12 protein-coding genes and 1 pseudogene are annotated in these 13,602 nt (G+C 70.3%); 9 read left to right on the forward strand and 4 right to left on the reverse strand.

What is annotated here, in order from left to right; all coding sequences use genetic code 11:
* Positions 1 to 253 precede the first annotated feature (253 nt).
* Both QOZ89_RS08980 and QOZ89_RS08985 read left to right on the forward strand, forming a co-directional pair.
* The gene (locus QOZ89_RS08980; protein ID WP_312623522.1) at positions 254 to 862 is read left to right on the forward strand and encodes a helix-turn-helix domain-containing protein; all 609 of its coding nucleotides are present in this window, start codon (positions 254 to 256) and stop codon (positions 860 to 862) included.
* On the forward strand, positions 859 to 2,103 hold the full coding sequence (locus QOZ89_RS08985) for a retropepsin-like aspartic protease family protein (RefSeq protein WP_312623523.1): 1,245 nt from the start codon (positions 859 to 861) through the stop codon (positions 2,101 to 2,103). The genes QOZ89_RS08980 and QOZ89_RS08985 overlap by 4 nt, the downstream gene beginning before the upstream one ends.
* A gap of 176 nt (positions 2,104 to 2,279) precedes the next feature.
* On the opposite strand, the gene QOZ89_RS08990 is transcribed toward QOZ89_RS08985, so the two are convergent.
* The 4 genes and pseudogenes from QOZ89_RS08990 to QOZ89_RS48220 form a co-directional block, all read right to left on the reverse strand.
* On the reverse strand, positions 2,280 to 4,937 hold the full coding sequence (locus QOZ89_RS08990; RefSeq protein ID WP_312623524.1) for a hypothetical protein: 2,658 nt from the start codon (positions 4,935 to 4,937) through the stop codon (positions 2,280 to 2,282).
* Between the two features lie 283 nt (positions 4,938 to 5,220).
* Positions 5,221 to 5,319, reverse strand: a pseudogene (locus QOZ89_RS08995) (HhH-GPD-type base excision DNA repair protein); the annotation flags it as partial.
* A gap of 149 nt (positions 5,320 to 5,468) precedes the next feature.
* Entirely contained in the window at positions 5,469 to 5,984 is a 516-nt protein-coding gene (locus QOZ89_RS48215) for a hypothetical protein (protein WP_312623525.1), read from the reverse strand.
* Positions 5,972 to 6,418, reverse strand: coding sequence for a hypothetical protein (locus QOZ89_RS48220; RefSeq protein WP_312623526.1), 447 nt, complete (start codon positions 6,416 to 6,418; stop codon positions 5,972 to 5,974). The genes QOZ89_RS48215 and QOZ89_RS48220 overlap by 13 nt, the downstream gene beginning before the upstream one ends.
* Before the next feature lie 537 nt (positions 6,419 to 6,955).
* On the opposite strand from QOZ89_RS48220, the gene QOZ89_RS09010 reads away from it, so the two are divergent.
* The 7 genes from QOZ89_RS09010 (at position 6,956) to QOZ89_RS09040 (ending at position 13,554) form a co-directional block, all read left to right on the forward strand.
* Complete coding sequence (locus QOZ89_RS09010) at positions 6,956 to 7,882, forward strand: SDR family NAD(P)-dependent oxidoreductase (RefSeq protein ID WP_312623527.1); 927 nt, start codon at positions 6,956 to 6,958, stop codon at positions 7,880 to 7,882.
* Positions 7,883 to 8,151: 269 nt separating this feature from the next.
* Positions 8,152 to 9,318, forward strand: a complete 1,167-nt coding sequence (locus QOZ89_RS09015; RefSeq protein WP_312623528.1) for a sensor histidine kinase — start codon at positions 8,152 to 8,154, stop codon at positions 9,316 to 9,318.
* Positions 9,311 to 10,024, forward strand: coding sequence for a response regulator (locus QOZ89_RS09020; protein WP_071053001.1), 714 nt, complete (start codon positions 9,311 to 9,313; stop codon positions 10,022 to 10,024). The genes QOZ89_RS09015 and QOZ89_RS09020 overlap by 8 nt, the downstream gene beginning before the upstream one ends.
* A 488-nt stretch (positions 10,025 to 10,512) precedes the next feature.
* The gene (locus tag QOZ89_RS09025; RefSeq protein WP_071053002.1) at positions 10,513 to 11,091 is read left to right on the forward strand and encodes a TetR/AcrR family transcriptional regulator; all 579 of its coding nucleotides are present in this window, start codon (positions 10,513 to 10,515) and stop codon (positions 11,089 to 11,091) included.
* Positions 11,092 to 11,166: 75 nt separating this feature from the next.
* Complete coding sequence (locus QOZ89_RS09030) at positions 11,167 to 11,946, forward strand: SDR family oxidoreductase (protein ID WP_071053003.1); 780 nt, start codon at positions 11,167 to 11,169, stop codon at positions 11,944 to 11,946.
* Between the two features lie 275 nt (positions 11,947 to 12,221).
* Entirely contained in the window at positions 12,222 to 12,998 is a 777-nt protein-coding gene (locus QOZ89_RS09035; RefSeq protein ID WP_312623529.1) for a TetR/AcrR family transcriptional regulator, read from the forward strand.
* Positions 12,988 to 13,554: a DUF2867 domain-containing protein gene (locus QOZ89_RS09040; protein WP_241842279.1), complete on the forward strand. Its 567-nt coding sequence runs from the start codon at positions 12,988 to 12,990 to the stop codon at positions 13,552 to 13,554. The genes QOZ89_RS09035 and QOZ89_RS09040 overlap by 11 nt, the downstream gene beginning before the upstream one ends.
* Positions 13,555 to 13,602 lie beyond the last annotated feature (48 nt).

The following is a 13,602-nucleotide window of genomic DNA, read 5'->3' on the forward strand; positions in this document are numbered from 1 at the left end:
CCGAGTGCCGGCTTGGCTGACGTCGCTCTGGTCCAGGCCGAGCCGGGGCGGTTCGGCCCGGGCGCCTCCGACCGACGGTGTCCCGAGCGGGCGACCGCCGCACCGCAGACACCGAAGGTCCGACCGCGCTCCTCGAAACCGACGCGCAGGCAGCCGGACGCAGATGCGCCGCATCCAGCTCGTCGCCGCGTGGCACGCTGTACTCTATTTCCGTAATACCGGAATTACGGACATACGTTGCGGGGTATGCCGGATGACATCGGACGGACTGGAACAACGGGTCGCCGCGCTGGAGCGGCGGGTCGAACGGTTGGAGGCGGCACCGGTCACAAGCGCAGAGCGACAAGGCCCCGACCGGTCGACCGAGGCGTCGTCCCTGCAGTTGCTGAACCGGCTCCGCGAACGCGCCGGCGTCGAGGATCATGGCGGGCCACGGACCGGCGTTGGTGACCCGAGCGGCGCCGTGGCCTACGCGGGGGCCGTCACCGTAGACGACCGCGAGTACCTGTGGGCCAAGGAACACCAGGTTCGCGACATCGTCGGGCTGGACTGGGCCGCCGCGGCAACAACGCTCGAGTGCCTCGGTAGCCCGGCACGGCTAACGTTGCTCGCCGCGCTGATCCGGGCACCGCGCAGTCGCGCGCAGCTGCAGGAGGCACTCGGCGAAACCTCGTCCGGGCACCTGTACCACCACCTGCGCGAGCTGCAGGCCGCCCGGCTGCTCGTCCAGCGCCGGCGCGGCGAGTACGAACTGGCCACGCATGTGCTGGTCCCGCTGCTCGCCATCGTCGCAGCCGCCATGGATCTGGGAGCCGACGAGGGTCCTGCCCCGGCAACGGCCGGGGCGGAGACAGCGCGATGACACGGACCTGCCGTCAGCGGCTGGCGCCGGACGCGCCCGCTCGCGCCGCGTGGCGGGCATGGACGCGTGGCGACATCAGTGCGGCCGAGCGCCTGGCTCAGCGGACCTCCCCGCTGCGACGCGCGCACCTGTTGTTCCTGACGAGCTACGTCCAAGGGCGCTACGAGGAAGCGCTCGGGCACCACGCGATCATCCAGGCCCGGCGCCCCGGGCGCACCGCCCTGGACGAGCCGGCGGCACTCGCCTGGCTGCACCTCAGCCAGCCGGACGAAGCCTATGCACACGTACTGCGGCGGCGGGGGAAGCGACCGGTGCCACCGGACCTCCAGCTACGGGTGGACAACCCGCTGCGGGCCACGCTGGACCGGACGACCCAGCTGCCGTTTGCCGACCACGCGTTGGCGCCGTTCCTGCCAGGGGTCGACGTGACGCTCGACGGCCACCGCCTGTGTGCCCACCTCGACACCGGCGGCACGTTCGTCGTCATGGGAACCCAGCGCGCCGAGGCGCTTGGCATCCGGCTCGCCGCGAACGGACGCGACCACCATGGCACCACCAGAACCGACGTCTACGTCGGTGTGGCCCGGGAGTTGACGCTCGGCGGAGCCACCCTGACCAACGTGCCGGTCGAGGCGATGCCCACGCTGCGCGACGGCCAGGACGTCGTGCTTCTAGGCACCAACATCCTGCAACAATTCCTCGCCACCATCGACTACCCGGGCCAGCGCCTACTTCTGTCGCCACGCCGCGACCCGCAGCAGGCGGCCGACCACCTCGCCCAACTCCGCGACCTGAAGGAGGTCGCGCGGTTCCCCTTCTACCTGTGGGGAGATCATTACATGTTTGCGCGCGGCGGCTTCGGTATCTGGCAGGACCTCAACTTCTTCGTCGACTCGGGACTGGCTTACGTCATCCAGGAGGAGGACTCGCCGCCCCGCCAGGCGTGCCTGTACACGACGGCCCGGCACTACCGCTCCTGGGGAATACCCCGGGCCCGCGCCGCTGGCCCGCACTTCGAAGCCGACCAACCGATCTGGCTGGGGCCGCTCCGCCAGGACAAGCAGTTCGTGGCCACGTCGCCCGCGCGTCGCCCGCCCTGGCATTCGTTCGGCGGCGTACGCATCGACGGGCTGCTGTCCCACGCCTTCCTGAGCGCCTACGCCTGGACCCTCGACTTCGACCGGCACGAGTACACGTTCCGGGAGCCGGCGCGCCTTCAGCTCCCAGCCGCCCAGTTGTGATCGAACTCGCTGGAGGCAGCCTGCTGCACGTCACTGTGCGCACCGGCACTGCCTGCCGCTACGACCCCGACCCGAGCCGCCCGGTCCGCTGGGTCACCGGCCGATCCTCGACCTGACACCGACGCGGGAGGAGGTTCGTGCGGGGCCGGGCCGCGCTATCCTCCCACGCTCGATGTTCAGCTGCGGCCTTTCCTTTTCGCGGACCTGTTGGCCCGCTCGCGACGGCGGGCGACGTCCCGCCGGGACGGAACGCGCCCGCCGGCCGGCGGTCTCGGGCGCACCGGAGCGTTCCCTGCCCGGGACGCCGGCTCAGCCGCCCGCCCCGCAGCCTGAGCGGCCGCGTCTGGCCGACGTCTGGCGATAGTCGCCAGGCCGTCCAGAACAGAGAGCGACGTGGCGGAAAGGTCGCGCAGCATTCTCAACAGTTCTCCGCCGCCGCCCGGCCAGCATTCGACCTCCTCGTCGAAGGCCGCGACCACCGCTCGGTCCAGCGGATCGTCGGCCGCGTCCACCGGCTCATCCGGCTCATCCGGCCCGGGCGGCACGTCGTCGGTCAGCAGCGACGTCCAGAACGCGACGAGCTGGAGGCTGATGAGCCGATCACGCAGCAGGACCGCTCGGGCGCGCGGCGGTGGGTCCCCCGCCTCCTGGCCTCCCCTCGACCGCCACGCCGCCAGCGCATAGGCGCCGATCGTGGGATCAGCGACGGCGTCGCGCAGCGCGTCTCGCAGCGACTGCTCGGCCTCGGCGTCGGGCAGTGGGGACGGGAGCAGGCCGTCCGGCGGCGCCTCGTAACCGCCGGCCGCGATCCGCTCCCGCGCCCACCCGCTGTTGTCGACCCCCAGCAGCTCGAAAACGGTCTGGTACTGACCAGGGCTCGCCGCGCACGCCGTGAGCAGGTCCGGCCAGCCGCGTTCACGTTCCCGTGCGCCTGTCCACAGCAGCAGGCCCGGCACCCGCGCCCAGGTAGGCCACGACGCGAGCCGCCGCGCCATCAGCGCCGGCTCGGCGGTGGCCACCTCGCTCAGCGTCGGAACGTCCCAGCCAGCCTGGCTCGCAAGACGACCCATGACCCGCTCGCCGAGCCTGGACAGCATGACCGTGTCGCCGACCCGGCGAACCAGGCCCAGCCCCGCCATCCGGTCGACGACAAGCGCTATCACGTGCGCTTGCCGCGTGAGTTCAGCGCGTTCGTCGGCGTCGAGAGGCTGGTCCAAGCCGATCAGGCGTTCGATTTCGTCATCGGATGGCAGGGCGTATGCCTTCGAGTCCAGCGGGTCTGGTGCCCGCATGACGATGGCGAGTGTCGTGTCCGGACCCTCCGGGGCCGCGAGCGGGATCGGTGGGATCGGCTCCCGCGCACGCCGGATTCGCCAGTCGAGGCTCGCGGCCGCATGACGCGCGACGGAGACTGTCCCCTGTTGGCCGAACAGCTCGAAAAGCAGCGAAACGTCTTCCTCGCCCAGTTCGAGCTCGCCCGGCTCAAGATCGCCCCGCCCAAGGTCGTCGGCTGGCTGGTGGGTGTCTTGGTCGCTGTCCAGCCCATGACCGTCCTCTGCCAGGCTGACCGTCGTCGTCCGGACGGCCGCGTAGCTCGTCACCGCGAGGTGAAGCAGGTCGTCGGCGTCGCCCTCCCGCCATATCCGCCACGCCACGCCCGTGGCGACGCGGCCATCACGGACGCGAAGCATCGACACGGCTGAGGCGAACTCCGCGACTCGTTGCATCACCGGTTCCGACACGCCGAGGTGGGCGGCCGCGTCCCGGCGGTGACGGGCGAACTCCGCCGCGCTGGCACCGCCCCGCTCGTCCACCCAGCGGGCGAGGTCCGCGGCGACCGAGATCAGCGGAGCTGAGCGGACAAGGGCCGCGGTCGTCGCCTCTGAGTCCGCGGTGTCACCGCCACCGTCGACGCCCCGAACGGGCAGGCGTAGCGCCAGCGGCGCCAAGTCGAGAACCGGCGGCAAGCACCCTCCGTAGTCTTCCCGCCAGTCGCGCAGCTCCCTGACGATCGGGCCGAGCAGGAAGTCGTCCGAGGGCGCGAGATCGCGGAACTCGTCACGCAGGGCCTTGCTGAGCCCCGCCGCCGTGACGCCGTCGATCAACCGATCCACCCAGACCTGGATTCGCGCGGTCACGGACTCGTCTTCGCCATCGTCCGTATAGAGGTAGGGCAGGTAGAAGGTCCTGACGGCATGCACCATGCCAGAACGCACGGTTTCGGAGAGCTGACCGACGATTACCACACGCGCATGACGCGCGGTCGCCGTTCCCGTCGACTCGATCTCGGCGGTGTCAGTCGTCGCGGCGAGGAAGGCGGTCTTCCGGTCCGCCAGTGGACGCTCACGGTAACGCGCGAGCCAGGCGCGTACGGCGGCCTCGTCGGTGACCTCGACACCCTCGTCACGCATGAGCCTGGCGTAGAAACGCTCCCAGGTTGGCCGATCCGGCGCGAAGAGCGCCTCCTCATACGGCGCGGTGGCCTCGTCGATCGCCGTGTGGAGCTTCGCCAGCTTCTTGGCGCTGAGCAGGCGAGCATCATGCTGCTCGTCCGCTAGAGCCTTCAGCACGCGAGGGCAGACTTCCAGGTCATCTCGGGCCGGGGCCGCGAACGTCGGCAAGGTCCCGGTAAGGATCTCCCGGGCCAGCGCCGGGGTGATCTCCGGCAGCCCGGCCCGCACGTGCGCGTCGCGGTGCAGCGCGACGAGGGCGACTGTCGTGAGGGTCGGTCCGACTGGCAGGACCTGGCCCCGCGCCTCGGCAGAGCGGCGAAGACGGCCGACCCCGGCGCCGAGTACCTCGTCGAGTTCCGTCACGTCGCCATGTCCGGTCATGGCCGAGAGGTCTACCAGAGTGGCGGAAGCGGCCGCCGGGCGATCAGGGAGGTTATGCCACGACGAGGCACCGGCCTGGGAGAAATCCGCGCTGCCGAACATCGTCGGCCCCGCCAGGTGTCGACCGCCGCCTCTGGAGCCTGTCGTCCCACCCGGTACCCCGACCGTGACATCGGACCAGTGGACGATCAAGACATGGTGGATCGTCTGCCGTCCACCGAGCGGCCGCCCTGGCGATACGTCGTCAGGCGGACACGAACTGCCCCATTCCGCTCCATGGTTCCGGTACTGGCTGGTCCAGGACCATGCCGATAAGCAGCGCCAACGGGTCGTTCGTCAGCAGCTCGTCCGCCTCGGCGATCTGGCTCAGGTGCAGTCCCACGAGAACACCGTAGCCGGCCGTGCCGCGGGGACTCGTGACACCGTCCGCCAGACGGCCGTGTGCTCAGCCGTACCGGCACCCCTGAACGCGGCTGCCCGCGGGAGGAAGCGGTCCGGACGGACACGCGGTTCCTTTCCCATGGTTCACGGTCAGGACTCAGCCTGCGAAGAACAGCAACCGGACGCCGGACGCCGCCGGTGTGACGGCGCCCGTCCATGGTGGGCGAACTTCGCAGACCCGGCGACGCCTCGGGCGGCGCATGACGGGGATGGCTGATTTGCCTGGAACCATTCGCTGACCACTCGGTCCACAGCCCTGGCGAGCGGGGTCGGCGGCGCCGGCTCCAGGCCCGGGGGTTCGGCGAGCGGGTGCTCCAGGCCGGCGATCGTGCTGAGCCTGACCCGGCCGGTATCCGGGTACCCGGCCTGGAGCGCCGGCACCAGGTCGTGGGCGTCGGCGCGGCTGGTCGGGTAGTCGAGCTCGCCACTGACCACGAGCACCGCTGGCGGCGGATTCCGACCGCTGATCAGGCCCGCGTGAGCGACGAAGTCCAGGCGCCTGGCCGCGGCCCGCGCCTGCTCGCTCCACGGGTAGGACGTACCGGCCGTCGCGGTGAATATCTCGACCACCGTCCGAGCCCGGATGGCCGGGTTCACCAGCGCCACTGCGAGACCTGGACCGGCACGCGCGCCAACACGTTCAGCGCGACGGTGCCGCCGAGCGAAGCGCCCACGATGCCAATCGGCTCGTCGCGCAGCGAGAACTGTTCCCGCAACGCGTCGAGCGCCGCCGGAAACTCCTCGGTGGCCTGCCGAACCACCGGGTCGATATATCCCAGCACCGGGTCGGCCAACGCGGCCTCGTACGCCCCCTCCACCGGACGCCGGCCGACCAGCGGCATCCCGAGATGCACCCGCCAGGCAGGTACCGCGGCCAACGGAAGTGCCGCGGCGAACGCCGCGTCCGAACGAGGCGCGTCCATCATGTGCCAGGTCACCACCAGCGGAGCCGGTTTGTCGAGGTCACCCGCCGGACGCAGCGCCGTAAACGGGACGCCGGCCGCCCAACCCGTGATCGTGGCGTTGTCATTCGCTGGCATGGGGACGAGCCTATGGCGCCGCCAATGCAACGGGACTCCACTCTGCTGGCGGCAGATCCGAGCTGCCGAACGCACACACCGGCCCGGCGGCCCGCATGGCCGCGACGCTGCTCGCGATCACCGTGGTGCTGCTGTCCGCCGCGCTCGCCGCGTGGCACACAACCTGGCTACGGCCAGCCCACGCCCTCGCTGAGGCCGAATGAACTCCAGCGACGACCATGTTGATATTGGAGTTCTCATCCGTAGGGCCCCGTGGGGTCGGTGTGAACGGTTCTCGGTATGTCACCGCGTGCCCAGGCGCCGGGTTGGCCGCCACGTCCGATGATCCACCGGCAGCGCCTCAGGGCGGTCGTCGTGGGCCCCGGCCCCCAGTACACGCGTCATGGGTCGCTCGGCCAGGTTCGGAGTGGCCCGTGGGACGGCGGCGAGGCGGACCAGATGACATGACCGAATGAACTCCGGCCGGATGCGACGCTCCGGATATTCGTGAGCTACTGGCGTCGTCCGTTCACCTGCCGAACAACCCGAAAGGGCGACATGAGCGACGATGACGGCACGGCACCGAGGATTGGTCGCCGCCTCCTGCTCGCCGGCGCGACGGCTGGCTTGACTGCTGAACTCGCCAGGACGTCCCTTTCTCCCGCGTCCGCGTCCGCGGGGTCAGCACCACCGCCGGCACAGCTCCGGCGCTACGAGAACAAGGTCGTCGTCATCACCGGCGCGACGTCCGGCATCGGGAGGGCGGCGGCGATCGCCTTCGCCCGGGAAGGGGCGAAGGTCGGTTTCTGCGGCCGCCGCGAGAGCCTCGGGCTACAGGTCGAGCGCGAGATCCGCGCCGCGGGCGGAACCGCGACGTACATCCGGTCGGACGTGCGGGTGCCCGCGCAGGTCCAGTCGTTCGTGGACCGGGTCGCCCAGCTGTACGGCGGCCTGCACGTCGCGCTGAACAACGCCGGAGTCCAGCTGGTCAAGCCGCTGCACGAGATGACCGTCGCCGAATGGGACGACACGGCGCACACGAACACCCGGGGTGTCTTCCTCGCCATCAAGTACGAGGTTCCGCACATGAAACGGTCCGGCGGCGGCGTCATCCTCGTGACGGGGTCAGCGAACGAGTTTGCCAGCCGTCCCGGCCTGGGGGCCTACTCGGCGAGCAAGGGCGGTGTCACCGGACTCGTGCGGACAGCCGCGCTCGACTACGGCCCGGACGGAATCCGGGTGGCCGCTGTCTCGCCGGGCACCACCGACACCGGGCTGGTCGACGCGCGGCGCCCACCGAACGTCAACGACGAGCAGTGGGCTGCCCTGAAGGCACAGTATGGCGCGGCCAACGTGGACGCGCTGCGCCGGATGGCCCGGCCCGAGGAGATGGCCACCGCCGCACTGGCCCTGGCCTCCCCGGACATGAGCTTCCTGACCGGGACGTCGGTGCTGGTGGACGGAGGCATGCTCGCCGGCCTATGACACCGGGCCCAGACCGGTCGGCGAGCGGCCAACCGGTCTGGCGGCCGATTCTCGTCCAGGTGGCCGGTGTTCCCGGGGTGGGGCAAGGACCGGACCGCGGGCCGAGGCGTCGCTAAGCCTCGGCCACGTATCGTGAGGGTTGACGGACGCGACAGGGGCGGACGATGGGCTGGGTAGCGAAAAAGCCGGCGAGCCACGCGCCCTCGAATCCCCAGGTCGGCCCAGCACTGGCCCCGGAGTCGGTTTCCGGCGCCGCGGCGGTTGTCCGCATGGTCCGGGTCGCTGACCTGATCGTCTACGGGATCATCGGGGTCGGGACGGCGTTCAGCGCGCTCTCCGTCGTACCCGACGTCGTCCTGCTCGGTCTCGTCGCCCTCGCGGGCGCGCCGTTCGCGTTCGACGCCGCGGGGATACGCGTGCCGCCGGTGCTGGCGGTCACGGTGGCCCTTGCCTGCGTCGGCGGGGTGATTGGCCTGGGCGGAGGGAAGCTGGCAATGATGATCCCGATCGCCGTCGCCAGCTGGACCGCGCTGCGCAGCCCTTCGCTGTCACTGAACGCCCTGGTCATGGCGGGTGTACTGGGTCTGTCGGTCCTCGTGCAGCAGCGTCACCCGGAGGGGGCCGACGGCGGATTCGTCTATGCCAGCACGATGGTCTGGGCTGCGGCGGCTCTCTACGCGGCCGCGGCCGGCTACGCGCTGAGACGGACGAATGCGCTCGCGCTCCAGCTCACCGCCGCGCAGAACAAGCTCGCCACGGTGGCCGCCGCGGACGAGCGCCGCCGCATCGCCCAGGACGTCCATGACCTGGTCGCGCACTCCCTCGCCGTCGTGTTGCTGAACATCACCGGAGCGCGCCGGGCGATGAGCCGCGACCAACAGCTCGCCGACGAGGCGCTCGCGCGGGCCGAAGCGGTCGGCCGGGAGAGCATCGAGGGCGTCCGGCAGGTCGTCGGGCTGCTCCGCGACGCGGACGTACCGTCCGTCGGCGGATCGGGGCCGCTGCCCTACGCCCACGATCTCGACGCCCTCGTCGAGGGCTACCGGCGTGGCGGGCTGGTCGTGGAACTCCGGGTGGACGGTGAACTCGACGACGTCGACCAGGTCGCCGGGTCGGTGCTGTTCCGGACCGTGCGGGAGGCGCTGGCGAACGTCTCCCGGCACAGTCACGGAGTCCCAGCCCAGGTGGAGGTCGGCATCGACGCCGACGCTGTCGTCGTGGTGGTCCGCAATGGCCTGCCGGCCGGATGGCGGCACGGCGCCGCCGGATTCGGCCTGAGCGGTATCGCGGAGCGGGTCCAGGCGCTCGGCGGCGAGTTCTCGGCGGGCGCGGTCGATGGCCGTTGGCGGCTGGCGGCGACCATCCCGCTCGGTCGCGCTCGACGTGCCGTCCGAGCTGGGGCACCGGGTTTGGCAGCGGAGCCGAGACATGGCTGACGGCTCATCCGGATACGCCGCCGGCGGGGCGCCAGCACCGTCGAGACCGATCAGGGTGCTGCTCGTCGACGACCAGGAGCTGATCCGCGCCGGGATCGCGCTGGTGCTCAGCGGGGAGGAGGGCATCGAGATCGTAGGCGAGCGCTCTGACGGCGACCAGGTGGTCGAGGCCGTCCAGGACCTGAGCCCTGACCTCATTCTGCTCGACATCCGGATGAACCGGATGGACGGGACCGACGCGATACGTGCCCTCGCCGGTCTCGGCGACCATCCTCCTGTGCTGGTGCTGACCACGTTCACCGACGACGAGGTCATGTGGGGCGCGATGGCTGCCGGGGCCAAGGGCTTCATCCTCAAGGACCGCCCGGCCGACGACATCGTGCGGGCGATCCAGCTCGTATCCGCGGGCGGCTCGTGGATCGACCCGTCGGCGAGCGAGCGCCTGCTCGGCGCCGTGCGGCGGGCGCCGTCGGCCGACCCGAGCGTGCGTCGGCGCCTCGCCCGCCTGTCCGACCGCGAACGCCAGGTGCTGCGCGCGATGGCCCGCGGCGCGAGCAACCGAGAGATCGCCACCGACCTGCACGTGAGCGAACGCACCGTGAAAGCCCACGTCGGCAGCATCTTCGGCAAGCTCGAGGTCCGTGACCGCGCGGCCGCCATCGTCCTCGCCTTCGACGCCGCCGCCTTCGACCTACCGGACTCCTGAGGCAGGAAGATCAGCTCAGCTCCGACCACCAAGGCCCTCCCACCCGTCAGTCACTACTCGCCCGTCGAACTCGCCGTCAGGCGGGGTCTTACCGGCTGAGACGTCGGCGGCCGGAGTCCGGCCACGGGCAGTCCGTCCGACGCCGTTCGTTCACCGACCTCGGTGTCATGGCCGGTCCGCGATGAGCGTTTTCTGGCCACCGGCGAGCCACCAGCCGCCATCGCGCAGGACGAGGACGTACATGGCCATTTCGGAGAAGCCTGGCGCGTCGGTGCTCCCGACCTCCGACAGCGACTGCCTCCGCGAACGGCTCGCCCCGCGGGAGCGGGAGGTGCTCGCGGAGATCGGTCACGGCCGGAACAACGCTCTCAGGGACATCCGAGGTGGCCGAGCGCCCCGGTGGCCGCGGCGCTGTCCTGGCGCGCAGTGTCTTCGCCACGGACCTCTTTTCTTGACCTGCAGTTCCATTTCTCCCTATCGTGACGGACGTGGCCCGCGGCAAGGCGTTCGATCCAGACACGGCAGTCGACAAGGCGATGGAGGTCTTCTGGGCCAACGGGTACGCCCACACCACGCCGCAGCAACTGGTCGACGCGCTCGGGATCGGCCGAGGCAGTCTCTACAACGCTTTCACCAGCAAGCGCGCGCTCTTCGAGCGGGCGCTGCGTCGCTACCACGAACGCGAGGCCGTGCAGATCATCCGGGTCCTGGACGGGTCGGGTCCGCCTCGGGAACGCCTGCGGGCCGCGCTCGACCTGGTGGTGACCGCCGCCCTGTCGGACGATAAACGGCGCGGCTGCATGATGGCGAACACGGCGGTCGAGTTCGGCGACGGGGACGAGCCGATAAACCACCTGGTACGCCGGACCTTCGACCGGCAGGAGGCAGCGTTCCGCAGCGCTATCGAGGAAGGCCAGCGGTCCGGCGACATTGATCGAGCAGCCGACGCCGGGGCGCTGGCCGCCCTCTTTCTCGCCACGATCAACGGCATCCGGGTTCTGGGCAAGGCTGATCCGAATCCGCAGCGGCTCGCTGGGCTCGCCGACACCCTCCTTCGCTCCCTGTAGCCGGTAGTCGGCAAGGAAGCTCGCCCAGCCCTCAGCCGCTCTATTTTTGTACCTACAGGTCAAGAAAGGACTATCATGGATCTTGGTCTTGCTGGCAGGACCGCGGTTGTCACCGGCGCGAGCAAGGGCATCGGGTTGGCCGTCGTACGCGCGCTGGCGGCCGAGGGGGTACGGGTGACCGCGGCCGCGCGCAAGGTCACCCCGCGGCTCGCCGCGCTCGGTGACGCCGTGACCCAGGTAGCCGTGGATCTCACCACGCCAGCCGGGGCCGGCCTCCTCGCCACCCAAGCCGGCGCGACAGACATTCTCGTCAACAATCTCGGGGGCGTGACCGACGACAGCATGCGCGCCCAGGGTTTCCTCGCGATACCGGACGAGTCCTGGCAGCAGACCTTCGAGCTCAACCTTTTCAGCGCCGTCCGGGTCACCCGGGCGCTCCTGCCGGGTCTCCTGGAACGACGGGGAGTCGTCATCACCATCTCATCGATCGGCGCCCGAGCCGCGTTCCAGCCAGTCGACTACGGCACGGCCAAGGCGGCGTTGACGAACCTGAGCAAGGCGCTCGCCGAAGAGTTCGGTGCGCGGGGGCTCCGAGCGCTGACGGTCAGCCCAGGCCCGACCCGAACCCGCAACTGGGCGGATGAAGATGGGTATGCGGGCCAACTGGCCAGGGCCAACGGAGTGACGCTGGACGAGTTTCTCGCCGAGGTGCCGGGACGGATGGGCATCACGACGGGGCGGCTCACGGAGCCGGAGGAGACAGCCGCGCTGGTCGCCTTTCTGGCCTCGCCGCAGGCCGGAAATCTCACCGGTGCCGACTACATCGCCGACGGCGGTGTCTTGAAGACCGTCTGATGTCGAGCCGCACCGACGAGGCCCGAACCTGACACTAAGCAGCCAGACGGACACGCCGTCCCATCCGACTCGTTCTTCCGAAACCCGCTGGTCCAGCACCATCCCGATCAGCAGCGCCAGCGGATCATTCGTCAGAAGCTCGTCCGCTTCGTCGATCTGGCTCAGGCGCAGGCCCACGACATCACCGTAGCCGACCACATCGCGGCGGCCACGTGATGTGGTCAGATCGCCGTGTACCTGGTGTGCGCCCAGCCTGCCTCGCGAGAGGTCATCGCGTGGCTCGGCAGAGCGTGGTAGGGAACCCGGCCTTGGGTCGGTCGTCCTGGCACGTAGTCGGTCAGCAGTTGCGTACAGACATGTATGTATGTTGTAGTGAGATCATGACGCAAGCCGAGCGCAGTGCGCGGTCTCGCGCCGCGCTGCTCGAGTCCGCCGCGCGCAACCTGTCCCGACACGGCTACGGCAACCTCGCCCTCGAGCGGGTGGCGGCGGACGCCGGCTACACAAGAGGTGCGCTCTACCACCACTTCAAGGACAAACAGGACCTGGCGATGGCCGTGATCGAGTGGGCCCACGCCACCTGGGTACGTGAGGTCGGCCCCTCCGTCGCCGGCGAGGCCGGGCCCGTCGCGGCGCTTCTCGCTCTCGCGCGCGGCCACGCCGTCTTCTGCCGGCGAGACGTCGCCCGCATGGCCATTGCGCTCCGGATGGAGTTCTCCGGCAAGGACCATCCCGTCGGGCGCGAGGTGGAGGAAAAGTACCAGCTGCTCGTAGGCCGCTGCGCCGACCTGATCGAGGCCGCGCGCAGCACCGGATCGATTCCTGCCGGTCCGCGGCCAGAAGTTCTGGCTCAGGCCGTCATCGGCGCGCTCGAGGGAACCGTGATCGCGGTCGCCGGCCAGGCGCAGTACGACGAGCTTCTCGCAGCCCGTGCCGTCGCGGGCGTGCTCGGAATTCCCGCTTCGAAAGCCCTGCAGGGTGAGGATGAAAATGAAGCTCCCGAACACCGAACACACGTCACGGCCCTGGCGAATTCACGAAGTGGCGCCTGACTTCCACGTCGAGGATGTCTGGGCGCTGCCCACACCGGGCGCCGCGGAGGACTTCCCGAAACTGGTGCGGCGATTCGCCGGCGGCGACACCGCGAACAACCCGTCACGCCTCGCCCGGCTCCTCTTCACCATCCGCTGGCGCCTTGGGGCCCGGCTCGGCTGGGACGATCCCGCTTCGGGCGTCGGCACCCGGGTGCCGACACTGCGTGACCGCCTGCCAGCCGACCTGCGTGACGCCCCGGCCGGGCCGGCGTTCGACACTCTTCCGTTCCGGTCGGTCTACCTGACGGACAACGAGTGGGCCGCGGAGATGGCCAACCGCACTGTCCACACGGTGATGCACATCAGCTGGGTCCCGAACGACCCCGCCGACCGACAGCCAGGTGGCTACCGAGGCCAAATGACTGTGCTGGTGAAGCCGAACGGCCTGTTCGGGCGGGTCTACATGGCGGCGATCGCACCGTTTCGCCTGCTGATCGTCTACCCACCGCTGCTGCGAGGTATCGGAAAGAGCTGGCGCGAGAGCACCTCCCGCACCCCGCCGGTCGACGCCTAGGGCTTCGCCGGACCCGACCGCGAGAACGAGCCGATCTACGACTCCCAG

The sequence above is a fragment of the Pseudofrankia coriaricola genome (genome assembly GCF_032027725.1).
Taxonomy (GTDB): domain Bacteria; phylum Actinomycetota; class Actinomycetes; order Frankiales; family Frankiaceae; genus Pseudofrankia.

Bases quoted from the DNA above. Each gene is read 5' to 3' on its own strand.
- QOZ89_RS08980 (WP_312623522.1), top strand. From the start codon at position 254: ATGACATCGGACGGACTGGAACAACGGGTCGCCGCGCTGGAGCGGCGG.
- QOZ89_RS08985 (WP_312623523.1), top strand. From the start codon at position 859: ATGACACGGACCTGCCGTCAGCGGCTGGCGCCGGACGCGCCCGCTCGC.
- QOZ89_RS08990 (WP_312623524.1), bottom strand. From the start codon at position 4,937: ATGACCGGACATGGCGACGTGACGGAACTCGACGAGGTACTCGGCGCC.
- QOZ89_RS48220 (WP_312623526.1), bottom strand. From the start codon at position 6,418: ATGCCAGCGAATGACAACGCCACGATCACGGGTTGGGCGGCCGGCGTC.
- QOZ89_RS09010 (WP_312623527.1), top strand. From the start codon at position 6,956: ATGAGCGACGATGACGGCACGGCACCGAGGATTGGTCGCCGCCTCCTG.
- QOZ89_RS09015 (WP_312623528.1), top strand. From the start codon at position 8,152: ATGGTCCGGGTCGCTGACCTGATCGTCTACGGGATCATCGGGGTCGGG.
- QOZ89_RS09020 (WP_071053001.1), top strand. From the start codon at position 9,311: ATGGCTGACGGCTCATCCGGATACGCCGCCGGCGGGGCGCCAGCACCG.
- QOZ89_RS09030 (WP_071053003.1), top strand. From the start codon at position 11,167: ATGGATCTTGGTCTTGCTGGCAGGACCGCGGTTGTCACCGGCGCGAGC.